Here is a 22,725-nt window from a genome sequence, read left to right on the forward strand (position 1 = left end):
ATGCTCGAACTCAGGAACGTTAGCAGTTTTTACGGGAATATACAGGCCCTGTACGACATCAACCTGCACATTGACCGTGGCGAGATCATTACCCTGATCGGGGCCAACGGTGCCGGCAAGTCCACGACCCTCATGACCGTGTGCGGCGTTGTCCAGGCCGGTCAGGGACAGGTGCTTTATCAGGACGAAGATATCACCAGGGAAGCCCCCAACAAGATCGTGGGGCACGGTATCTGCCAGGTTCCCGAAGGGAGGCTCATCTTCCCGGAGTTGACCGTCCAGGAAAACCTGGACATGGGCGCATTCATGCGTTCCGACAAGGCCAGCATCAAGCGGGACATGGAGTACTGCTTCGACCTGTTCCCCATCCTGGCGGAGCGTCGCCGACAGCAGGGCGGAACCCTCTCCGGCGGCGAGCAGCAGATGCTGGCCATTGCCCGCGCCCTTATGGCCCGGCCTGCGCTGCTGTTGCTGGACGAACCGTCCATGGGACTGGCCCCGTTGGTGGTCAAGCAGATTTTCGAGATCATCAAGAAAGTCAATGCGGAAAACAATACAACCATCTTCCTGGTGGAACAGAACGCCAACCTTGCGCTCAAGATAGGCCATCGGGGTTATGTCATGGAAAACGGGAGAGTGGTGCTCTCCGACACCTGCGACAAGCTCTTGGAAAATGAGCAGGTGAAACGGGCCTACCTGGGTCTATAATTGAAAACAACGAGGCCGGGCGCTAAGCTCGGCCTCGTCATATACAGCCATTAAAACGCTCTGGAGGAATGACATGAGCAAAATAATTGATAAGGCCCTTACTTTCGACGACGTGTTGTTGTTGCCGGGTTACTCCAATGTCCTGCCCGACTCTGTGGACGTCTCTACATACCTTACACCGGAAATCAAATTGAACATTCCGCTGATTTCCGCAGCCATGGACACGGTCACCGAGTCCCGCATGGCCATTTCCATGGCCCGTCACGGCGGTGTCGGCGTTATTCACAAGAATATGTCCGTGCGCGAGCAGGCCCGTGAAATCGACCGGGTCAAGAAATCCGAATCCGGCATGATCACAGATCCCATCATCGTCCATCCTGACGATGACCTGGCCAAGGTCAAGGCGATTATGAGTGAATACCGCATTTCCGGCCTGCCCGTGGTCAAGGGCGATCTCCTGGTGGGCATCATCACCAACCGCGATATCCGTTTCGTCAAGGACGACAATGCATTGGTTTCCGAGTTGATGACCTCCCGCGATCTGGTCACCGTACCCGAGGGCATCGAGACGGAGGAGGCCAAGCGCAAGCTGCATCAGCATCGCATCGAAAAGCTGCTCGTTGTCGACATGGACAACCGCCTCAAGGGGTTGATTACCATCAAGGACATTGAAAAGGACAAGAAGTATCCCGATGCGGTCAAGGACTCCCGGGGCCGTCTTCTGGTGGGTGCGGCCATCGGCGTGGGCAAGGATTGCCTGAGCCGGTCCGAGGCGCTTCTGCATGCAGGGGCCGACTTCCTGGTGCTTGATTCCGCACATGGGCATTCCGAAAATATTTTGAAATCCGTTCGCGAATTGCGTGCAGCGTATCCGCAGGTGCAGCTCGTCGGCGGCAATATTGCCACGTATGACGGGGCCAAGGCCCTGATCGAGGCGGGCGTGGATACGGTCAAGGTCGGCATCGGTCCGGGCTCCATCTGCACCACTCGCGTGGTGGCCGGTGTGGGCGTGCCGCAGATCACGGCGGTCATGGAGGCCAACCGGGCAGCCCGTGAAGCGGACAAGTGCATCATCGCGGACGGCGGCATCAAGTATTCCGGCGACGTGGTCAAGGCCCTGGCCGTGGGTGCCAATACCTGCATGATGGGTTCGGTTCTGGCCGGTACCGAAGAATCGCCGGGCGAGACCATCCTGTACCAGGGCCGTACCTACAAGCAGTATCGCGGCATGGGTTCCATCGACGCCATGAAGAAGGGCAGCTCCGATCGCTATTTCCAGGAGAAGTCCAAGAAGCTGGTGCCTGAGGGAATCGTGGGCCGGGTTCCCTACCGCGGCAAAGTGGGTGAATCCCTGTATCAGTTCATCGGAGGGCTTCGTTCCGGCATGGGCTACACCGGTTCAGCCACCATTCAGGACCTGTACGAGAAGTCCCAGATGGTCCAGATTTCCCCGGCAGGATTGCGGGAATCCCATGTCCATGACGTGACCATCACCAAGGAGTCTCCGAACTACCGTGGCGATGGTTAACCCCCGGTGCGACATCACGGGAAGTTAATTCGTCTTTTCATTTGTCTCATTGTGAATTAGAGAGAAACTCATGCACGACAATAGAGTACTTATCCTTGATTTTGGCAGTCAGTTCACCCAGCTGATCGCGCGCAGAGTGCGCGAGGCCGGGGTTTATTCGGAAATTCATCCCTGCAACGTCGATCCCGAGCGGGTCAAGGCATTTAAACCTTCCGCGCTGATCCTGTCCGGCGGTCCGTCCAGCGTGCTGGAAGGCGGCTGCCCGGATCTGAACATGGAATACCTGAACATGGGCATTCCGGTGCTCGGCATCTGCTACGGAATGCAGCTTTTGGCTCACAACCTCGGCGGCAGGGTCGTGGCTTCCACCGACCGCGAATACGGTCGTGCGAAGTTCATGGCGCAGAATGATTGCATTCTGTTTGACGGCATTGACGAGAAGGACGACCTGACCGTCTGGATGTCCCACGGCGACCGGGTGGAAGCGCTTCCCGAGGGGTTCGTCCCCATGGGCAAGACCGATTCCATCGAGTTCGGTGCCATGGGCAACGTCGAAAAGAAGATCTACGCCTTGCAGTTCCATCCCGAAGTGGCCCACACAGTGGGCGGTTCCACCATCATCCAGAATTTCTTGTTCAAGGTGGCGGAGCTTGAGGCATCCTGGTCCATGGCCTCCTTCGTGGACACCACCATCGAGGCCCTGAAGGAGCAGGTGGGCGACGCCAAGGTCGTGCTCGGCCTGTCCGGCGGCATCGACTCCACCGTGGCTGCGGTCATGCTGCACAAGGCTATCGGCAAGAACCTGCACTGCATTTTCGTGGATAACGGCCTGCTGCGGATGGGCGAAAAAGAGGAAGTGATCGCGTTTCTGGCCGAGCACTTCGAATTGAACGTCAAGTTGGTCGATGCGGCCGACGAGTTCTTGTCTGATCTGAAGGGCGTGGAAGACCCGGAAAAGAAACGCAAACTCATCGGCTACAAGTTCATCGAGGTCTTTGACCGCGAGGCCAAGGCCATTGAGGGCGTGGAATTCCTGGGCCAGGGCACCCTGTACCCGGACGTCATCGAATCCGAATCCTTCAAGGGACCCTCTGCGGTCATCAAGTCCCATCACAACGTGGGCGGCTTGCCCGAGAAGATGAATCTCAAGCTGGTGGAACCGTTGCGCGAGTTGTTCAAGGACGAAGTGCGCCGCGCGGCATATGAACTCGGGTTGCCCGAGCACATCATCTGGCGTCAACCGTTCCCGGGACCGGGGCTGTCCATCCGCATCATCGGCGAAGTGACGGAGGAGCGCCTGAAAATCCTGCGTCTGGCCGACCGCATCGTGCAGAACGAGATGGTCGCCTCGGACTGGTACCGCAAGGTCTGGCAGGGCTTTGCCGTGCTCCTGCCGCTCAAGACCGTGGGTGTCATGGGCGACGGCCGCACCTACGAGAACGTCATTGCCCTGCGTATCGTTGATTCCCTTGACGCCATGACTGCTGACTGGTCCCGGTTGCCGTCCGAGGTTCTGGCCCGCATGTCGAATCGGATCATCAATGAAGTCAAAGGCGTCAATCGTGTGGTTCTCGATATTTCCTCCAAGCCTCCGAGCACCATCGAGTGGGAATAATCCTAAAGACTCAACTGGATTTTAGGTGAATACATGTTTGGAATAGGTGGACCTGAATTACTGATCATATGCGTGGTGGCGCTCATCGTCATCGGTCCCAAGAAGTTGCCCGAGCTGCTCCGCTCGCTGGGCAAGGGGGTGGCCGAGTTCAAGCGCGTGGGCAATGAAGTCAAGTCGACCCTGGACGACGAGGTCACCAAGGCGGAGAGCGAAGCCCGCAAGCAGGAAGTCGAGGCCGAGCTGGCCCGCCGCAAGGCGGAAAAGGCCAAGCAGGAAGCTGAAACGACTGTGGCAGCAGAGTCTGCACCTGAAGAAGCTGGGCAGGAAAAGGGGCAGGGCGAGCCTGTTGCAGCCGCTCCAGAGACCGCACCCGAAGAGAACAAGGCCTAGATTCGCATGAGCTCCGAAAAAGATGACGTGAAGGCTCCTGAAGAAGAGCTTGTGGAAGAGACCCCTGTCGATCCTACTGACGACCCCGGTGCCGACCCCGAACTCTACGATCAGGGTGTGCCTGTGGTGCCCGAAGCCGTGGAGGAACACGAAGAGCCCTTGACCGGCGGCGGGGGTGGCGACAACAGCACTCCGGGCGGCGACGGGACTGCTTCTGGAGACCCGGAATCGTCCGAAGAGACGGACGAGGAGGAGAGTCAGGAGAAGGAAGAGGAGGGGCATATGTCCCTGCTCGATCATCTCGGAGAACTGCGCATTCGCCTGACGCGTTCTTTCATCGCCATCGCCATCGGCATGGTGGCCTGTTATTCCTTTGCCGAGCAGATGTTCAACATCCTCATGGAGCCGATGCTCAAGGTGTTCCAGCAGCAGGCTGCGAAAAATCCCATGTTGACTCCGGGTTTTTACGAGGATTTGGGCCGTGCCTTGGGTGCCGTGCTTGCAGAAAAAGGCTTCCAGCATACCGAACAGTTGCCGCTCTTCATGGAGGGGCTGCAGAAATCGCTTATGCAATTGGCCCAGGAAGGGCATTTCCAGTACACCTATCCTGCGGAAGCGTTCTTTTCGCATATCCTCATTTCCATAGTGGCCGGTCTGTTCCTGGTCAGCCCTTATGTCTTTGCCCAGATATGGGGTTTCATCGCGCCAGGTCTTTACGAGCATGAGCGCAAGTGGATGATCCCCATGGCCGTCATCTCGGCGCTGTTCTTCACCACCGGCGCCCTGTTCGGTTATTTCGTCGTCTTTCCCTTCGGTTTTGAATTCTTTGCCGGATTTGCCACTGAAGGTATCCAGTTTACACCCAAGCTGAACGAATATTTGAGCTTCTGCCTGAAACTCCTGTTCGCTTTCGGTTTTGTTTTCGAATTGCCGCTTTTCATATTCTTCCTGGCCCGTCTGGGCATGGTCTCTTCGGCCGGCCTGAGAAAGAAGCGCAAGTACGCCATTCTCATTGGATTTGTCGTGGCCGCCATATTGACGCCGCCGGACCCGTTCACTCAGTGCCTCATGGCCGGACCGCTGATCATACTGTATGAGCTCGGTATCTGGGTGGCCTATTTCTTCGGCAAGAAGGAGAAGCGTCATCTCAAGAAGCAGGCCGAGGAGGAAGCAAGAGTTCAGGCGGAAATGGATGCAGTAGCAGCCGAAGCCGGAAAAGCCGAAGCAGGGGCTGGTCAGAAATAGACTCTCATGGCCGGGCAGGTGAGCCGAAAAAGGCTGAACCTGCCCGGTTTATTTTTCTAGACTTTTCCTATATGCATAGGTGTGAAGGTCAATTTCTACCGTGAAAGGAGTGCGCTATGCGCCAGGCGTCGGTCGCAAGGACCACCAAAGAAACAGATATCAAATTGACGCTGAACCTGGACGGCGAGGGTGTGGTGAACGTGAATACCGGCATCGGGTTCGCGGACCATATGCTCACCCTGTGCGGGTTCTGGGCCGGGTTCGATCTGACCCTTTCCTGCAAGGGCGATCTCGAGATCGACTCCCACCACAGCCTTGAGGACATCGGGCTGTGCCTTGGTCAGGCCCTTGCCGAAGCGCTCGGCGACAAGCAGGGCATCAATCGGGTGGCATCGGCAAAAGTTCCCATGGACGAAGCCCTGGCCGAAGTGGTGCTTGATCTTTCCGGCCGTCCCTACATCGTCTATGATGACGCGCTGCTGCCTGATATCATCGCCAATGACGAGAAGGATGTCTGGCGCGAATTTTTGAAATCCTTCGCCTACAAGGCAGGCATGAACCTGCACGTCAAATTTGAATATGGCCAAAACGGTCATCATCTGCTGGAAGCCGCTTTCAAGGCCTTGGGTTTGGCCCTGGCCCACGCGACAACCATCGGACGCAAGGGTGTTTCCAGCACCAAAGGGAGTCTCGACTGATGAAACGCTATGCTGTCTTTTTCGCAATGGCTGTATTGTGTCTGTCTCTTTTGTCCCTGGCAGGTTGCGGCAAATCCACGCGTTCGGCTGCCGTGCCCCGTCCCGAGGGCAGGCTTGCCGTGGCCGGGTTTACCAATCCCGTCTACAATTGGGAATTGCTGGCCGGGTACCTCGATGAAGAGGGCAAACCAGCACCTGACGGCACCATGGAAACCCTGAACATGGTTCTAGCGGACACCTTGCAGGCACATCAGGTTTTCGACTACATCACGCCCGATGCCATCCGGCAGTGCCAGGACGTGGTTGTGTTCGAGGAATCCGGTCAACCCCGGGTATCCGCATGGAAGTATTGGCTCAGCGTGGCCAAGTGCATCCAGGCGGACTATCTGCTCGTACCGCAACTCACCACCTGGCGTGAGAGAGTGGGCAGTTCCGGTGGCGTGGAAACGCCTGCCTCGGTGGCCATTGATTTTTATCTCATCGACGTGAAGCAGGAACGGATGCTCCGTTCCCGTTATGAGGAAACCCAGAAGTCCCTGCTGGAAGATCTCTACAAGGCGAACAAGTTTGCTGCCCGGGGCGGCAAGTGGGTGACTGCCACCCGCCTGGCTCAGGACGGCATGGACGAAAAGCTCATGGAACTCGGATTATGATTCTCTTTCCCGCTGTTGATATCAAGAACGGTGAATGCGTCCGCCTGGCACAGGGCAAGGAGGACGAGGTCACCGTATTCGGCTCCGATCCGGTGGCCCAGGCTCGTATCTGGGTTGAACTCGGCGCGCGTTTCCTGCATGTCGTGGACCTGGACGGGGCGTTTTCCGGCGTGCCCAAGAACTTTGATTTGATCAAGTCCATCTGTTCCGAGATCGATATCCCGGTTCAACTCGGCGGCGGTATTCGTGATATCGAAACGGCCAGAAAGTATGTGGAGGCCGGGGTGCATCGGTTGATCATCGGGACCATGGCCCTTGAGGAACCCGACCTCTTTTCCGACCTGTGCAAGGCCCTGCCCGGGCGCATAGGCGTATCGCTGGATGCAGTGGACGGCAAGCTCAAGACAAAGGGGTGGGTCGAAGATGCCGGATTGACCATCGATGATGTCCTGCCCCGTCTGGAAGCCGACGGCATCAGCTTTATCGTGTATACGGATATCTCTCGCGACGGAATGCAGACCGGCGTCAACCTCGATGCCCTGGCGTCCCTGTGCTCCAAAACGTCCGTGCCGGTCATTGCGGCCGGAGGCGTGCACACTCTCGAAGACATCAAGAATCTGTATCCGCTTTCCCGCAAGGGGTTGGAAGGGGCCATATCCGGCCGGGCCATCTATGTGGGCACCCTGGACGTCAAAGAGGCCAACGCCTGGATTGATGCCCAGTAGTCTCCTTTTGATCAAATTAAAAAGCCCTCGCATTTGCGAGGGCTTTTTTTTGGCCTCCGGCGGCCTGGGGAAGGGGAGGACCCCCATCCCCTCCTTTGCCCAAACTTTTTATACCGCTTCGCGGAATTTACCGAGAACAAAGGCCCGGCTCGTCTGAGCCGGGCTTGCCTGTCGTGCCCGTGCCCCCTTGCCGAAGGCACACAAAAAGTTTGGAAGAGGAGTCCAGAGGGGAAACTTTTTTAAAAGTTATCCCTCTGGCCGCCGGAGGCACCAAAAAAGCCCCTGTTTCCAGGGGCTTTTTGAGGGTCGTGTATGGTGTAGGGGCTAGGCTTTATCGGTAGGATAGATATGCACGTCCTGCTGCGGGTAGGGGATGGAGATGCCTTCCTGGTCAAAGACCAGCTTTACTTTTTCGGTCAGGGCGAAATAGACGCCCCAGTAGTCGCCGGTTTTGCACCAGGGGCGGACCACGAAGTTCACTGAGGAGTTGCCCAGTTCCAGTACCTCGATCAGCGGTGCGGGTTCGGCCAGGACCCGCGGTTCTTCGGAAACGATTCGCTGAAGCACCTGCTTGGCCTTGAGCAGGTCGTCGTCATAGCCGATGCCGATGACCAGATCCACCCGGCGGGTGTCATTGGCCGTGACATTGGTGATGGTGCCGCCGAGCACTGCGGAGTTGGGCACGGTGATGACCTTGTTGTCCGGGGTGGTCAGCACGGTGTTGAAGATGTTGATGGTCGTGACGGTGCCGGATTCTCCACCTACGGTGACATAGTCGCCTTTCTTGAAGAATTTGAGCAGGATGAGCATGACGCCAGCTGCGAAGTTGGACAGGGAGTCCTTGAGGGCAAGGCCGATGGCCAGACCGGCGGCGCCGAGTACTGCAAGGAAGGAGGTGATGTTGATGCCTGCCTGTCCCAGGGCTGCGATGACCACCGCTGCCAGCAGGGCGTAAAACACGATGTTTTTCAGGAAGGTGCTCAGGGTCTCGTCAACATTGGCCTTGAGCATGATTTTTTGGGAAGCCTTGGCCAGGGTGCGGGCAACCATGCGGCCGACAACGAATATGACAAGCGCAATGAGGATGCGTACGCCGTATTCGGTGACATAGAAGATCAGGGTTTCAACGAGAGATTCAAAATTATAATCCATGGTTCCTCCGATAACGGGATAAAAATGCGGTCGGAAATTCTATAGCACAACGGTAGGAAGAACGAAAAGATGTTTTCTTTTAACGCGAATACTTATGTGTCGCCCCACTTCTTGGTCTCTTCGACCCGGATATATTTCTGGAAGGTGTAGTAGAAACCGGCCAGGGCGTTGCACAGTCCTGGGGTGCCGTCCAGGAAGCCGAGCTTGAGCAGGTAGAGTTTGATGAAACGCATCTTGGCATGGAGCAGGGCTTTGACCACGCCGCCGGAAACTCCCTTTTCGCGCAGGGCGGCTGCGCCTTCCTCGGCGTAGTAGTTGATTTTCTCCATATGCTGATGGAAGGACTCGTAGGGGTAGTGCAGGATATCGCCCTTGAGCTTGATGGTCTCGCCGCGCGGTTTGAAACGGTAGTGTGCTCCCGAGGCCGAAACATCCATCTTTCCGGCGCGGAAGACCCGGAACAGATGATCCGGATACCAGCCGGAATGTTTCATGAACCGGTCGAAATAAAAGGAACTTCTTGGGACATAATATCCGGCTACCCGTTCCTTTTTACTCAGCTTATCGACGATGTTGTCGCGCAGTTCATCGGTCAGGAGTTCATCCTGATCCAGGGAGATGACCCAGGTGGAGCTGACCTCGCCCAGGGCGAACTTGAATTGGTCCACCGGTCCCGGCCAGGGGCGGACAATGACACGCGCCCCGCACTGTTCGGCGATTTCGCGGGTGCGGTCCGTGGATTCGGAGTCCACCACCAGTAGCTGGTCACAGAAATCCAGGGATTTGAGGCATTTTTCCAGTAGGCGTTCGCCGTTGAATGTCAGAACCAGTCCGGTCACTGTTTCGCGCATGACAATATCTCCTTAAGTTGGCGCATCATAGCCGCTATCCACAATTCGGTCCATCGGAAAACCCAAACAGGCAGTCATATAAGGAAAGCCCCCTCTTCATTCGAAGAGGGGGCTTGGAGGGTTGTTGGCCTAGAGGTCGGTGTGGTGATCCGGTCCGACGGGGTTGACTTCGTCGGGCAGAGGCTCGTTGCAGTCCTTGCAGGGCAGGATGAGGTTGAGGGCCACGCCCACGATGCCGGCCAGACCGATGCCGCCGAGTTTGACGATGATCAGGTCGAAGCTCATGCCTCCGATGCCGAATACCAGGATGATGGCCACGATGGCCAGGTTGCGAGGCAGCATCAGATCGTTGCCAGCACGCACCAGCGTGTTGATGCCGATGACGGTAATGGCACCGAACAGCAGAATCATGATGCCGCCCATGACCGGCACCGGGATGGTGTTCAGGACAGCCCCAAGCTTGCCGACAAAGGCCAGGATGATGGCGGTGATGGCCGCCCAGGTCATGATGGCCGGGTTGAAGGCGCGGGTCAGGGCCACGGCGCCGGATACCTCGGAGTAGGTGGTGTTCGGGGGGCCGCCCAGGGCGGCTGCCAGGGAGGTGGCCAGGCCGTCGCCGAGCAGGGTCTTGTGGATGCCAGGGTCCTTGACGTAGTCCTTGCCGGAGATGCCGCCGATGGCCAGCACGTCGCCGAAGTGTTCGATGGCCGGAGCTATGGCCACGGGCACGATGAACAGGATGGCTTCAAGATTCCAGGTGGGGAAGGTGAACTTGGGCAGGGCCAGGAGCGGGGCTTCGGCGATTTTGCTGAAGCTGACCAGGGTCGGGGCTGTCCAGTTCTGGAGGGTGCCCGGATCAAAGACGGCCTGTTGGGCGGAGGTGAAGCCGGTGATGTCCAGGATGAGGGAAGTCACATATCCGGCCACGATGCCGAGCAGGATGGGGATCAGCTTGATCCAGCCCTTGCCGAGCAGGGAGGCGAAAACGGTGGTGATCAAAGCCACCCCGGCAATGATCATGGCGGTGGTGTTGGGCACGAGCCATGCGGAACCGTCGCCGGTGCGGCCCATGGCCATGTGGACCGCCACCGGGGCCAGGATCAGGCCGATGACCATGATGACCGGGCCGGTGACCACGGGCGGCAGCACGCGGCGGAGCATGTCGGAGCCGTAGATGCGGATGAGCTGGCTGAGGATCACGTAGAGAATGCCCGCGCCGAACAGGCCGCACATGGTGGACGGGATGCCCCAGGTCTGCACGCCGTAGATGATGGGGGCGATGAAAGCAAAGCTCGATGCCAGGAATACGGGCACCTTGCCTTTGGTGATGACCTGGAACAGCAGGGTTCCGGCACCGGCGGTGAACAGGGCCACGTTGGCGTTCAGCCCGGTCAGCAGCGGCACCAGGACCAGCGCGCCGAATGCGACGAACAGCATCTGCGCGCCGAGCAGCGCGTCTTTTGGTTTGAAATTGTACTCGGTGGAATGCACGTCACTCATAATTTACCAACTCCTCCTTGTTGCGGAGCCCCCCGGCTCCAATTCAAATACCCCTCTATAAATGCCGCAAAAAAAGGCACGCTGTGATGCGTGCCTTCTACCTATTTGGTGCCGAAGATTTTGTCCCCTGCGTCGCCGAGACCGGGGATGATGTAGCCGATGTCGTTGAGCCTTTCGTCAACGGCGGCGGTGTAGATGTCCACATCCGGGTGGTCGGCAAGGATACGGTTGATGCCTTCCGGTGCTGCGCACAGGAACAACCCTCTGATGGACTTGCAGCCTGCGTCCTTCAAGAGGCGGATGGTGGCGTCCAGGGTGCCGCCTGTGGCCAGCATGGGGTCGAGGATCAGCGCGGTGCGTTCCTCGATATTGTTGGCGAGCTTGACGTAATACTGTACCGGCTTGAGGGTTTCCTCATTGCGGTAGAAGCCGACAACGGACGCCTTGGCGCCGGGGATCATGTCGAACACGCCGTCCATCATGCCCAGGCCTGCACGCAGGATGGGCACCACGGTGACTTTCTTTCCCTTGATGGAATCGACTTCAACGTCGCCTGCCCACCCCTGTATTGTTCTTTTCTCGGTCTCGAAGTCCTTGGTGGCTTCATAGGTCAGAAGTCGGGTGATTTCGTTTGCCAAGGTTCTGAAATGGCTGGTGGAAATGTCATGCTCGCGTAGTAATCCGACCTTGTGTCGGATGAGCGGATGATCTACCAGGTGTAAGGCCATGGTTCGCCTCTCTTTGGCTTATGGGTTTTGATAGTATTTAAAGAAAGTTTCAATTGCGCAAAATTTCCTTTTTCTATGCCGATGGACAGGCTGGGTCAAGACCCAATTTTTTTATAGGCGATTGCCTAAAATCAAATTGAATTTACTTTCCAATGATTCCCGGTGTATCAACACAACAATGATGAAAGAGAAAAACACACAGTTTTGGAAGAGGACAGTCTCCGTGTCCGATGTCGGCCTGCGCCTGGACAAGTTTTGGGGTCGCGAATTGGCTGAAGACGGCGTTTCCAGGGGACGGATCAAGGCCTGGATCGAGGGCGGTATGGCCCGGGTGGGCGAAGAAGTGGTCACCAAGGGCAAGCACAAGCTCTTCGGCGGCGAGACCCTGACCATCGGGGCTGCCGAACCGGAGGTCGGAGCCTATGCGCCCGAGCCCGTGCCCGGCGACCTGGAAGTGCTCTTCGAGGACGATCATATCCTGGTGATCAACAAGCCCGCAGGCGTGACCACGCATCCTGCTCCGGGAGAACCGGGACCCACATTGGTCAACTATCTGCTGCACCAGTGGCCGGAGATTGCCGCGAACATCAGCACCATGGACGAGCAACGGCCCGGCATCGTGCACCGGTTGGACAAGGACACCTCCGGTCTCATGGTCGTGGCCCGCACCGAGCCCGACCGGCTCAAGTTGGCCGGTGATTTTGCCGAACGCCGGGTGCGCAAGGTCTACCTGGCCATTGTACACGGCTGCCCCGCCCAGAAAGAGGGCATCATCAAGGAACCCATGGGGCGGCATCCGAGCCAGAAGACCAAGATGGCCGTGGTGGAAAAGGGCGGCCGCGAGGCCAGAAGCGAATACCGGGTGCTTTGGACCGGACCGCGCGGACTGGCCAGCCTGTTGGCCGTGCGCATTCACACAGGCCGGACTCATCAGATTCGCGTGCACATGGCCCATATCGGCCATCCGCTTCTGGGCGACGCGGTCTATGGCCCGAGGGAGAACATCGAATGGTCGCGCAGGCCGGATACGCTGGCCGATCTTGCTCCCCGTCAGATGCTCCATGCCTTCTATCTTTCCGTGATTCATCCGGCCACGGGCGAGCCGGTTACCTGTTGGTTGGCTCCGCCCGAGGATTTTCAGACTCTGTTGTCCAGCCTGCCTCGCGAGTGCCTGCGGGTGGGCATCGTCGGTATGCCGGGGTGCGGCAAGTCCGCACTGCTCGGATTTTTGCGGGATATGGGACTGCCGTGTTTCTCCGCCGACGATTCCGTGGCTGAACTGTACGGCCCTGACGGCGATGGTGCGGCCATGATCCGGCAGCGGTTCGGCGGTCAGTATTCCCTGGAGGACGGAGCCGTGGACAAGCCCGGACTGTTTGCCGCCATGCAGGTGTCCGAGACCGTGCGCCGGGATGTCATGGACATGATCCATCCCATGGTCCGCCATCAATGCGAGGAATTCTTCAAGGTACACCGGGACGAACCGGCCGCTTTTGCCGAGATACCGCTCCTGCTTGAGAGCGGGTGGCACAAAAACGATCAAGTGGACTTGGTCGTCGGGGTGCGTTGCCCTGCGGACAAGCGCACCGGAGAATTGCGAAAACTGCGTGGGATTTCGCCCGAAACCCTTGCCGTGTTCGACTCCTGGCAGTGGCCGGAACCGGACAAGCTGGCGGCCTGCGACCTGGTTCTGGACAATGCAAAAGGTTTGGACGCACTGCGAAGCGAGGCCGAAAGGCTTAAGGATTACGCCTATGAGGTCGGCGCGCAGCGCAAGCGTGATTTTTCCGAGTGGCTGGACGGGGTGTGGCCTGCGCTGGCCGCAGAGCTTGACGCCTCGGAGCCTGATTCGTGATCCCGTTGCGGGACAACGTGCCGAGGGTGACGACGCCCTATGCTGTTGTCGCGCTCATTGCGGTCAACGCTCTGGTCTTTCTTTACACGGGGTCACTGGGCCCTTCGGGTGCGGCGCAGGTCTACCACCTGTTCGGTGTGGTCCCGGCCCGGTTTTTCCAGCCGTCGTGGGCGATCTGGGCGGGCTATCCCGACACCATGGGCTGGCCGCTCGTCACCTACATGTTCCTGCACGGCGGCTGGCTGCATCTCATCCTGAACATGTGGATGCTGTGGATATTCGGCGACAACATCGAGGACGTCACCGGCCACGGCTGGTTCGTGCTTTTTTACGTGTTGTGCGGCCTGGCGGCCGTGGCTCTGCATATGTTCTTCGAGCAGGCGTCCCCCATGCCGGTGGTGGGCGCGTCCGGGGCCGTGGCCGGAGTCATGGGTGCGTACATCGTTCTGTATCCCCATGGTCGGGTGCTGACGCTGATACCCATCATTTTCATTCCGTTGATGATACAGGTCCCGGCATCCCTCTTCCTCGGCCTCTGGTTCGTCTTCCAGGTGGCTTCGGGTGTCTTTGCCAAGGTGCAGGCCAGCAGCGGAGTGGCCTGGTGGGCGCATGTGGGCGGGTTCATGGCCGGAATTGTCCTGATCAAATGGTTCCGGCGTCCCGGCAGTTGCCGCTACTGCTACAACCCCGATACCCGTGACTATGATCCCGAAGAGTCCGAGTTCCGCGTCTAGAAGGCCTGTTTGCACTGGTGTGGTGAACCCGCTTTGAACGGCTTCTCCCTGTTGAACCGGTCCTGAAGGTTCCACTGCTCCACAAGCTTGGCCACTCCGGGCGGCACCAGATGATGCCAGTCCCCGTTGTCCCTGATGGCCGCGCGAACGTCCTTGCCCGAAATGCCTTTAAATTCCAGTGGCCGTTCCCACATGACGTGGGTGCGAAGGCCGTGGGCTTCCAGTCTTTTTTTCTTTTCCCGTCCCCAATCGTCGTAGATGGTCAGGTAATATACCGCGTCTCTTGGAGCGTGCTTTTCGAACAGCTCCGGGCGGCTGATGGGGAAGGGGACCACGGAAAACTCGTTTGGGTCCACCCCTGTATCGGAGAGTGCGGTCTCGATCATGGCCTTGCGTTCGTCATAGGTCAGGGGATTGTTGTCCCGGTTTGACCGTTCGGGAGCGGTCGCCTCGTCGCATATGGAGGCCGTGTCGGGGTTGGTGATGCCGACTATCAGCCGGTCGCACAGATCCTTGCCCGCCAGCAGGTAGGCCAGGTGGTCGTTGTGCAGAACCTGGAAACGTCCGTGGATGAAGCCGAGAGGGTGGAGCATGGTCATTCCTGCGGCTTCGGGTCGAGGATGAACGGCTCATGGTCGCCGGGCCAATATTCCACGGGGTCCGGTGAATCATGGATGCCGACCAGCCGAGCCCTGTCGAGATAGTTGAGTATGGTGAACAGCAACTCCGGGCCGCGCATGGCTCCCAGGCAGCCGCAGGCTACGCTGATTTCGTCGAAAGACGTCACTGTGTCGCGGCGAACTCCGGTGCCGATGAACATGAGCGGAACCGGTTCGCCCGAGTGGATGAGTTTGCCGCAACTCGGGGTGGAGTGATCGGCGGTCACGGCCAAGAGCACACTATCGTCTTCCAGGAGCGGCTCCAAGCTTCGGGCCAGTCCCCGGTCAAGGGATTCGATGACCCTGACCTTGGCGTCGGGGTCTTTGGAATGGGCCGCCTGGTCAGGGGTCTTGGTATGAACGTGGATGAAGTCGTAGTCGCCAAGTCTTTCCCTAGCCAGGGATATCCGTTTGACCATATCCGCGCCGGGATCATCCGTGTCAGGTACCTTGAGAAAGTCCATGCCCGTGAACCGGGCCAAACCGGCATAAATGGTCCCGCTGGCAATGGACAACCCCCTGAGGCCGTACCGGGTCCGCATGGGGAGGCACGGTTTGAGCCGTCCGGCACGCTGGGTGACCAGTCCGTTGACCGGGATATCCCCTGAGGCTCTCCGCGAACGGTTTATGGGTGCGTCTGTCAGGCGGCGGTGTGCCCACTTGAGATATTCGGTCAGTATCCGGGCCGTGCGGCGGGTCGGCGGGTCATCTGCGTATGGAGCCAGCGGGAGCACCTTGGGAATGAACCGCCCGTCCACCATGGGGTTGGTGTCCGTTATGTGCGGAGCCACATCGCCTCCCATGGTCAGGACGCTGAACATGCCGTTCGTCGGGTGCAGCTTCAGAGTCACGCCGTCGCATTCGAAATCCTCCAGGCTGTCGAAAAGTCGCCGGATTTCGTCTGGGCTGGCAGACACCTTGTCGTGCCGCAGTATGAGCCGATTCTCGTTGTCCGGCTCCAGGTGGGCGAAGTGGGCGAGCATGGCCACGTCGTCGGGACAGAGGTCCAGCCCCGCGCCGAGCGCCTCCAGGGGGCCGCGTCCGGGAAACTCCTCCGGCATTCCGCCGAAGATGGCGAAGTGGGCGTTTTCGCTCGGCAGCGGCTGTCCGAACAGGGTGGCGTGATAGAGGCCGGTTCCACCCAGGGAGGCCAGGCGGTCGAGATAGGGCGTGTGAGCCGCCTGCAAGGGCGTCCGGTGGCCGAGTTGCGGGTGGGAGCGGTCGCCGAGGCCATCCAGCAGGATGAGGATGCAGGTATCAGGCACGTTCTGCTCCGGCATGGAACATTAGTATATAGACAATGTCTATTTTAAGCATGCACATCATTGATACAATCTCGTTGCGTTGAATGCCCGGATAAGTACAGTATGGGACATGCTCATAGATCTTCATGTCCATTCGACCTGTTCACCGTGCAGCGTCCTGACGCCTGCAGAAATCCTTGCCCATGCCAGGGGCAGGGGCCTCGACGGCGTCTGCATCACCGATCACGACACCATGGACATCCTGTCACATATCAAAGCAGGTTTCCAGTCTGACGGACTGTTTGTCGCTGTGGGCATGGAGTATGCCACCCCGCAGGGCGATTATCTTGTTTTCGGGGATATCGCTTCGTTGCCGGGAGGATTACCTGCCTCGGATTTGCTGTCCCGCGTCAGTGCGTTGGGCGGAGCGGCCATTGCCGCGCATCCCTGCCGCGTTCGGCGCCCGGCTGATCCGGCCCTGTTCGGGACCGGGCTGTTTTCCCTTGTGGAAGTGAACAACGGCCGCAACAGCATGGAGGAGAACGAGCAGGCCCATTCCCTGGTCAGCCGTTTTGACATGATTGCGGTAGCGGGTTCCGATGCCCACCGTCTGGACGAACTCGGCCGATGCCCCACCCGGTTCACAGTACCGATCACTTCCACTGCAGACCTTGTCGATGCCCTCAACCAGGGCTGTTGCCTGCCGTTCTCCATGCACCGCAAGGTAGCCTGACTTCCCGCATTCGGTTGATTTATGTCATCCTCTACTTGGAGGGGATCAAGAAGGACGTGACCTTGCGTACCCCTTCCACTCCCCTGGCCACCTTGATTGCCAATTGGGCGTCCGCCGTGCTGCGGACCATGCCGAGCAGCACCACTTCGCCGTTGAAGACCTCCTGTTCTATCTGGGTGGCGCTCAGGTCGCCCTCGACTATGAGTGCTGTGCGTACCTTGGCGGTTGTCTTTAAATCGTTGGCCGTGGTTTGGGACTCGGCCACGAAGTATTTCGTGACACTCCTGACGTTCTTGGTCCCTTGGGCGGTCTTGACGGCGAAGTTCTGGAAGTCCGCATCATTTATGGCGCCCACCAGGAAGACGTGGCCGACAAAACAGTATACATGAATCTTGAGGGCCTTGCCGGGATCCGTATCCGCCATGGCCTTCTTGACGGACAGGGAAATCTCGGTGTCCGACGCCTGGTCGCCAACGCTCCGTTCATCGCGGGCGCTGCCGTAGATGGCCCCCCAAGGCGTCCAGGCCGCGGAGGAAAGGGCCAGGCACAGGATGAGGCAGATCGGGATTGAACCGGGTTTTCGCATGATTCCTCCTCGCAGCTCATGTGGATAAGTCTGTGGAAATCGAATGAAATGTTAGTACTTCAGGACTTGACACAGCATGAAGGCATATTAACTTACAAAGTCATCAGAGAACATATTTTTTTTGTGAAGGGACAAGACTCCAATGGAATATAAAGATTACTACAAACTTCTCGGGGTTTCCCGATCAGCTTCGAGGGATGAGATCAGCAAGGCTTTCAAAAAGCTTGCCCGCAAGCTCCATCCTGACCTCAATCCCAACAACAAGGATGCCGAGGCCAAGTTCAAGGAAATCAATGAAGCTTATGAAGTCCTCAAGGACGAAAAGAAACGTAAGCTGTATGATCAGTTCGGTTCCAATTGGGAGCATGGGCAGCATTTCCAGCCCCCGCCAGGCTACCAGAATGCGCAATTCGGTGGCGGCGGCTTCGGCGGTGGCGGCGGTTTCTCCGACTTCTTCGAGACCATTTTCGGTGGTCAGGCTGGTGGCGGCGGTTTCCGTGGCGGCTTCCAGCAGGGCGGTTTTTCGCAGGGAGATTTCGGTGGATACCAGCAACGGCCACGGCGCGGCGCGGATTCCGAGGCAGCCTATGAGCTGACCCTTGAAGAGGCATTCCGCGGCGGAAAGAAGTCTGTCACCTTGCAGGAGCAGACCTCCGGTCCCGAGGGTATCCCCCGCATGTCCACGAAAACCCTGGAGATCACCATACCGGCGGGAGTGAAGGACGGCCAGAAGATCCGTCTGGCTGGCCAGGGAAACCCCGGTATGGGCGGCGGCCCCAAGGGCGATCTGTATCTCAAGATTAGGCTCATGCCTCATCCCATGTACAAAGTCGCGGATGTGGACGTCATCCTCGATCTGCCGTTGACTCCATGGGAAGCAGCGCTCGGGGCTTCTTTGCGCATCCCCACGCTGGACGGGGCCGTGGAGATGAAGATCCCTCCGGGTATCGGCTCGGGCAAGAAGCTGCGTATCAAGGGCAGGGGGCTTGGGTCCGGGGCCAGAAAGGGCGATCAGTTTGTGCGCATCATGATCCAGGTGCCGGAGCGGCTCACCAGTGAGGAGCGCGACCTGTTGGAGCAGTTGCAGAAAGTATCCGAATTCAAGCCGAGAAGCTTTTAGAGGTATGCTATGACCACGAGAAAATTACAGGAAATGCTCATGCATCTGCCCGGTCTCAACCTGCCCGAGCGCAGTGAATATGTGGCCTGGGCTCAACTGGTTCAGCTGACATCCATCCAGCCGGCCGATGTGGCCGAGTTGGTCGATCTTGGTTGGATCAGTCCCAAGAAGACCAGCGCCGAGGAGTACCTGTTCCGGCTGCGCGATGTCTATCGCATTCACAAGCTCATGCGGCTGGTCAACGACCTGGACGTCAATTTCAACTCCGGCTCCATCATAGTGGACCTGCTTGAGCGGGTCGAAGAGCTGGAAACCGAAGTCGAAGAACTCAAGCGGCTCGTATAACACATCCCAATTCGTGAGGAGGCATTCCCATGGATCCCAATACCTTTACGCGTAAAACCCAGGACGCTGTTTCCGAGGCCCAGAACCTGGCCATCCGAAACGGACATCAACAGATAGATTGCGAACACCTCATGCATGCCCTGGTGGCCCAGGAACAGGGGCTGTCAGGTCAGATTCTGCGCAAACTCGGCGTGGCCCCGGACGCCTATCTCGGGGCCATCGACGCCGAGATAGCCAAGATGCCGCGTGTGTCCGGTTCGGGCGCGAGGCCGGACCAGATCGTGGTCACCCAGCGAATGCAAAAGGCGCTGGTGACGGCTGACGACATGCGCAAGCGCATGAAGGACGAATTCGTGTCCGTGGAGCATGTGTTCGTGGCCCTGATGGACGAACCTCCGTCCACAGGTGTGGGCAAGGTCAACAAGCAGTTTTCCCTGGACAAGAACAAGATTCTCGGCGCGTTGGAAGAGGTGCGCGGCAAGCAGCGCGTGACCACTGACAATCCCGAGGCGACCTACGAGTCGCTCAAGAAATACGGCCGCGACCTGGTGGAGGAAGCCCGATCCGGAAAGCTCGATCCGGTCATCGGCCGCGACAGTGAAATCCGTCGCGTCATCCGCATCCTGAGCCGTCGCACCAAGAACAACCCGGTGCTCATCGGTGAGGCCGGTGTGGGCAAGACCGCCATTGCCGAGGGGTTGGCCCAGCGCATCGTCAAGGGCGACGTCCCCGAAGGCCTCAAGGAAAAGACCTTGTTCTCCCTGGACATGTCCGCCTTGATCGCCGGGGCTAAGTACCGGGGAGAATTCGAGGAGCGGCTCAAGGCCGTGCTCAAGGAGGTGGCCGAGTCCGCCGGGCAGATTCTCATGTTCATCGACGAACTGCACACCATTGTGGGTGCGGGCAAGACCGACGGGGCCATGGACGCGAGCAACATCCTCAAGCCCATGTTGGCCCGTGGCGAACTGCACTGCATCGGTGCCACCACCCTGGACGAGTACCGCAAGTACATTGAGAAGGACCCGGCCCTGGAACGCCGTTTCCAGACCGTCCTGGTGGAAGAGCCCAATGTGGAAGACACCATTTCCATCCTTCGAGGGCTGCGCGAGCGGTTCGAGGTGCACCATGGCGTGCGCATCGCCGACGGTGCCATTGTGGAGGCCGCCGTGCTCTCCAACCGGTATATCACCGATCGTCAGCTCCCGGACAAGGCCATCGACCTTATCGACGAGGCCGCGGCCCTGATTCGTACAGAGATCGATTCCCAGCCTTACGAGCTGGACAAGGCCAACCGCCAGATCATGCAGTTCGAGATCGAACGCGAGGCATTGAAGCGGGAATCCGACAAGGCCTCCCGCGAGCGGTTGATCGTGCTCGAAAAGAAGCTGGCCGAACTCAAGGAGCAGCAGAGTGCGCTGCTCGCCCAGTGGGAGAACGAGAAATCCGGCATTGAGCGGCTGCGGTCCCTCAAGGGGGATATCGAGACCACCCGCCGCGAGGTGGACGAAGCCAAGCGCGTGCACGACTACAACCGGGCCGCAGAGTTGGAGTATGGCCGCCTCAATGCCCTGGAAAAGGAATTGGCCGCGCGCAACGAAGCCCTGGAATCCGGCGATGGACCGCGCATGGTCAGGGAAGAGGTCGGTCCCGACGACGTTGCCCAGGTCATTGCCAAGTGGACCGGCATCCCGGTCTCCCGGCTTTTGGAAGGAGAGCGCGACAAGCTGCTCAAGCTGGCCGACACCCTGCACGAGCGGGTCATCGGTCAGGATACGGCTGTTCAGGCCGTGGCCGATGCGGTCCTGCGCGCCCGCGCCGGGCTTAAGGACCCCTCACGCCCCATAGGTTCGTTCATTTTTCTCGGCCCCACGGGCGTGGGCAAGACCGAGTTGTGCAAGACCCTGGCTTCGGCCCTGTTCGATTCCGAGGAGAACATGGTGCGCATCGATATGTCCGAATACATGGAGAAGCATACCGTGGCCCGGCTCATCGGCGCGCCTCCTGGCTACATAGGCTATGACGAGGGCGGCCAACTGACCGAGGCCGTTCGCCGCAAGCCGTATTCCGTCATCCTGTTCGACGAGATCGAGAAGGCGCACCATGACGTGTTCAACATCCTGTTGCAGATTCTCGACGACGGACGGCTGACCGATTCCCATGGCCGGACCGTGGATTTCAAGAATACCATCGTCATCATGACCAGCAACCTGGGGGCAGAGTACCTGCTCGACGGCATCGACGAGGTCGGTGGATTCAGGGAGGGCGTCGAGGCCAAGGTCATGGACGTCCTGCGCCACCACTTTCGGCCCGAGTTCCTCAACCGCGTGGACGAGACCGTGCTTTTCCGGCCGCTCACTCCCACGCAGCTCATGGGCATCATCGATCTGCTGGTGGCCGGTCTGCGCGGTCGGCTTGAGGATCGCAAGATCGAGCTGAAGCTTACGGACAAGGCCAAGGGCTTCATTGCCGAGACCGCCTACGATCCGAGTTTCGGGGCCAGACCGCTGCACCGCTATCTCCAGCACTATCTGGAGACGCCGCTGGCCAAAAGACTCATCAGCGGAGACCTGCTGGATGGGACGTCTGTCACCGTGGACGAACGGGACGGCGAGTTGGTGTTCAGTTAGACGGAAGGAATGAATTGATCAAGGCCGACACCCGGAACCGGGTGTCGGCCTTTTGTCTTGTTGGCGTTCAGCCTGCATCTGTTGACTTGGAGAGGGTGGAATGCGTAATGTGCCGAGGATACAGGGGGATGGATGGTGAAACGATTCATTTTCATATTCATTCTGCTCCTTGTCGCAGCAGTTCCGACCGATTCTCAATCAGGCAACAGCATGCGAACGGGGAGACCGCTCATCGTGGTGCATTCCAACAACACGCCCCCGCTTTCGTATGTCGGGTTGAACGGCGACCCCGAGGGATTGGTCGTCGACTACTGGAAAGCATGGTCCCTTGCCAGCGGCAATGCCATCACGTTTGTGCAGGCGGATTGGCCGGAAACGCTGGAAATGGTTCGGGACGGCAGGGCCGATATTCATGGCGGGCTTTATTATAGTGAAGAACGAGATGGGTATCTGGATTTTTCCGATTCATTTTTCTCAATGGATACGGCAATATACGTTCGTAAATCCCTTGGCATTGATTCATTGATTGAGCTTGGCGAAACCCCGGTGGCCGTGCTGGAATCGGGCTATTCAGAATCCTATTTGCGCAAGTCCCATCCCTGGATACGGCGCAAAGCATACAAGAATTCCGACCAGATGGTCCAGGCTGCTTTCTCCGGCGAAGTGGATGTCCTCCTGACTGAACACACGACAATGGTCAATCATCTGGGGGCCAGGAACAAGTTGGAAGAGTTCATACCGATAAAGACCCTGTATAGCCGTTCGGTTTGTGGGGCGGTGGCTCGGGGGAACGAGGAACTTCTGCGGCTGGTCAGGGCAGGTCAGGCGGGGGTTACCGAAAAGAAACGGGAGCGGCTGTTCAGCCATTGGGTCGTCCTTTCCTCTTCGACTTCAAGCTGGTTGATCGCGATTCTTGTGGCCGGTGCCATTGTCCTGATCGGCGCAATTCTGTTTGCGCTGTTCCATAATCGGAGGTGATGCCCGCGGGGGAAAAACGCGCTTGACAACGCTGGCCTCTTGCTGAAAGGT

General features: G+C 58.6%; 22 protein-coding genes. 15 read left to right on the top strand and 7 right to left on the bottom strand.

The genetic code is table 11. The annotated features are described in order from the left end of the window. The 8 genes from DWB63_RS00130 (at window position 1) to hisA (ending at window position 7,562) form a co-directional block, all read left to right on the top strand. Entirely contained in the window at window positions 1-708 is a 708-nt protein-coding gene (locus tag DWB63_RS00130) for an ABC transporter ATP-binding protein (RefSeq protein WP_128327117.1), read from the top strand. Window positions 709-781: 73 nt separating this feature from the next. Continuing rightward, entirely contained in the window at window positions 782-2,236 is a 1,455-nt protein-coding gene (gene guaB, locus DWB63_RS00135) for an IMP dehydrogenase (RefSeq protein WP_128326775.1), read from the top strand. 70 nt (window positions 2,237-2,306) lie between these two features. After that, window positions 2,307-3,851: a glutamine-hydrolyzing GMP synthase gene (guaA, locus tag DWB63_RS00140; RefSeq protein ID WP_128326776.1), complete on the top strand. Its 1,545-nt coding sequence runs from the start codon at window positions 2,307-2,309 to the stop codon at window positions 3,849-3,851. 33 nt (window positions 3,852-3,884) lie between these two features. Next, window positions 3,885-4,241, top strand: a complete 357-nt coding sequence (gene tatB / locus DWB63_RS00145; RefSeq protein ID WP_128326777.1) for a Sec-independent protein translocase protein TatB — start codon at window positions 3,885-3,887, stop codon at window positions 4,239-4,241. 6 nt (window positions 4,242-4,247) lie between these two features. After that, window positions 4,248-5,486 carry a twin-arginine translocase subunit TatC gene (gene tatC, locus DWB63_RS00150; RefSeq protein WP_128326778.1) on the top strand — a complete coding sequence of 413 codons (1,239 nt, stop codon included), beginning with the start codon at window positions 4,248-4,250 and terminating at the stop codon, window positions 5,484-5,486. A gap of 116 nt (window positions 5,487-5,602) precedes the next feature. Next, on the top strand, window positions 5,603-6,184 hold the full coding sequence (gene hisB, locus DWB63_RS00155) for an imidazoleglycerol-phosphate dehydratase HisB (protein WP_128326779.1): 582 nt from the start codon (window positions 5,603-5,605) through the stop codon (window positions 6,182-6,184). Continuing rightward, entirely contained in the window at window positions 6,184-6,837 is a 654-nt protein-coding gene (locus DWB63_RS00160; protein ID WP_128326780.1) for a hypothetical protein, read from the top strand. The genes hisB and DWB63_RS00160 overlap by 1 nt, the downstream gene beginning before the upstream one ends. Continuing rightward, window positions 6,834-7,562 carry a 1-(5-phosphoribosyl)-5-[(5-phosphoribosylamino)methylideneamino]imidazole-4-carboxamide isomerase gene (hisA, locus tag DWB63_RS00165; protein ID WP_128326781.1) on the top strand — a complete coding sequence of 243 codons (729 nt, stop codon included), beginning with the start codon at window positions 6,834-6,836 and terminating at the stop codon, window positions 7,560-7,562. The genes DWB63_RS00160 and hisA overlap by 4 nt, the downstream gene beginning before the upstream one ends. A 324-nt stretch (window positions 7,563-7,886) precedes the next feature. Here the strand turns inward: hisA and DWB63_RS00170 are convergent, their stop codons facing one another. From DWB63_RS00170 to upp, 4 genes are all read right to left on the bottom strand, one after another. Further along, a complete protein-coding gene (locus tag DWB63_RS00170) occupies window positions 7,887-8,714 on the bottom strand; it encodes a mechanosensitive ion channel domain-containing protein (protein WP_128326782.1) in 828 nt (275 codons plus the stop codon). Window positions 8,715-8,806: 92 nt separating this feature from the next. After that, window positions 8,807-9,565, bottom strand: coding sequence for a glycosyltransferase family 2 protein (locus DWB63_RS00175; RefSeq protein ID WP_128326783.1), 759 nt, complete (start codon window positions 9,563-9,565; stop codon window positions 8,807-8,809). A gap of 129 nt (window positions 9,566-9,694) precedes the next feature. Next, window positions 9,695-11,065, bottom strand: a complete 1,371-nt coding sequence (locus DWB63_RS00180) for a uracil-xanthine permease family protein (RefSeq protein ID WP_128326784.1) — start codon at window positions 11,063-11,065, stop codon at window positions 9,695-9,697. 101 nt (window positions 11,066-11,166) lie between these two features. Further along, window positions 11,167-11,793 (bottom strand): uracil phosphoribosyltransferase, encoded by a 627-nt coding sequence (upp, locus tag DWB63_RS00185; RefSeq protein ID WP_128326785.1) that lies wholly within the window; start codon window positions 11,791-11,793, stop codon window positions 11,167-11,169. Between the two features lie 223 nt (window positions 11,794-12,016). Between upp and DWB63_RS00190 the strand changes: the two genes are divergently transcribed. Together DWB63_RS00190 and DWB63_RS00195 are read left to right on the top strand one after the other, a co-directional pair. Further along, window positions 12,017-13,648: a dephospho-CoA kinase gene (locus DWB63_RS00190; RefSeq protein ID WP_241648504.1), complete on the top strand. Its 1,632-nt coding sequence runs from the start codon at window positions 12,017-12,019 to the stop codon at window positions 13,646-13,648. Further along, a complete protein-coding gene (locus tag DWB63_RS00195; protein ID WP_128326787.1) occupies window positions 13,645-14,382 on the top strand; it encodes a rhomboid family intramembrane serine protease in 738 nt (245 codons plus the stop codon). The genes DWB63_RS00190 and DWB63_RS00195 overlap by 4 nt, the downstream gene beginning before the upstream one ends. Here DWB63_RS00195 and DWB63_RS00200 read toward each other — a convergent pair. Next, the gene (locus DWB63_RS00200; RefSeq protein WP_128326788.1) at window positions 14,379-14,975 is read right to left on the bottom strand and encodes an adenylyltransferase/cytidyltransferase family protein; all 597 of its coding nucleotides are present in this window, start codon (window positions 14,973-14,975) and stop codon (window positions 14,379-14,381) included. The two genes, DWB63_RS00195 and DWB63_RS00200, sit on opposite strands and share 4 nt — an antisense overlap. Window positions 14,976-14,977: 2 nt before the next feature. Further along, a complete protein-coding gene (locus DWB63_RS00205) occupies window positions 14,978-16,321 on the bottom strand; it encodes an alkaline phosphatase family protein (protein ID WP_241648506.1) in 1,344 nt (447 codons plus the stop codon). A gap of 94 nt (window positions 16,322-16,415) precedes the next feature. On the opposite strand from DWB63_RS00205, the gene DWB63_RS00210 reads away from it, so the two are divergent. After that, window positions 16,416-17,018, top strand: coding sequence for a PHP domain-containing protein (locus DWB63_RS00210; RefSeq protein ID WP_241648508.1), 603 nt, complete (start codon window positions 16,416-16,418; stop codon window positions 17,016-17,018). 31 nt (window positions 17,019-17,049) lie between these two features. Here DWB63_RS00210 and DWB63_RS00215 read toward each other — a convergent pair whose 3' ends face one another. Further along, window positions 17,050-17,604, bottom strand: a complete 555-nt coding sequence (locus tag DWB63_RS00215) for a BON domain-containing protein (RefSeq protein WP_128326790.1) — start codon at window positions 17,602-17,604, stop codon at window positions 17,050-17,052. Between the two features lie 142 nt (window positions 17,605-17,746). Here DWB63_RS00215 and DWB63_RS00220 point away from each other — a divergent pair, with 142 nt between their 5' ends. The 4 genes from DWB63_RS00220 (at window position 17,747) to DWB63_RS00235 (ending at window position 22,674) form a co-directional block, all read left to right on the top strand. Beyond that, on the top strand, window positions 17,747-18,724 hold the full coding sequence (locus tag DWB63_RS00220) for a DnaJ C-terminal domain-containing protein (protein ID WP_128326791.1): 978 nt from the start codon (window positions 17,747-17,749) through the stop codon (window positions 18,722-18,724). 9 nt (window positions 18,725-18,733) lie between these two features. Beyond that, window positions 18,734-19,069, top strand: a complete 336-nt coding sequence (locus tag DWB63_RS00225; RefSeq protein WP_128326792.1) for a chaperone modulator CbpM — start codon at window positions 18,734-18,736, stop codon at window positions 19,067-19,069. 29 nt (window positions 19,070-19,098) lie between these two features. Beyond that, complete coding sequence (gene clpB / locus DWB63_RS00230) at window positions 19,099-21,696, top strand: ATP-dependent chaperone ClpB (RefSeq protein ID WP_128326793.1); 2,598 nt, start codon at window positions 19,099-19,101, stop codon at window positions 21,694-21,696. A 132-nt stretch (window positions 21,697-21,828) separates the two neighbouring features. Further along, a complete protein-coding gene (locus DWB63_RS00235) occupies window positions 21,829-22,674 on the top strand; it encodes a transporter substrate-binding domain-containing protein (RefSeq protein ID WP_128326794.1) in 846 nt (281 codons plus the stop codon). Window positions 22,675-22,725: the final 51 nt, after the last annotated feature.

Origin of the sequence: Pseudodesulfovibrio sp. S3, from assembly GCF_004025585.1 — a bacterium.
Classification (GTDB): domain Bacteria; phylum Desulfobacterota; class Desulfovibrionia; order Desulfovibrionales; family Desulfovibrionaceae; genus Pseudodesulfovibrio.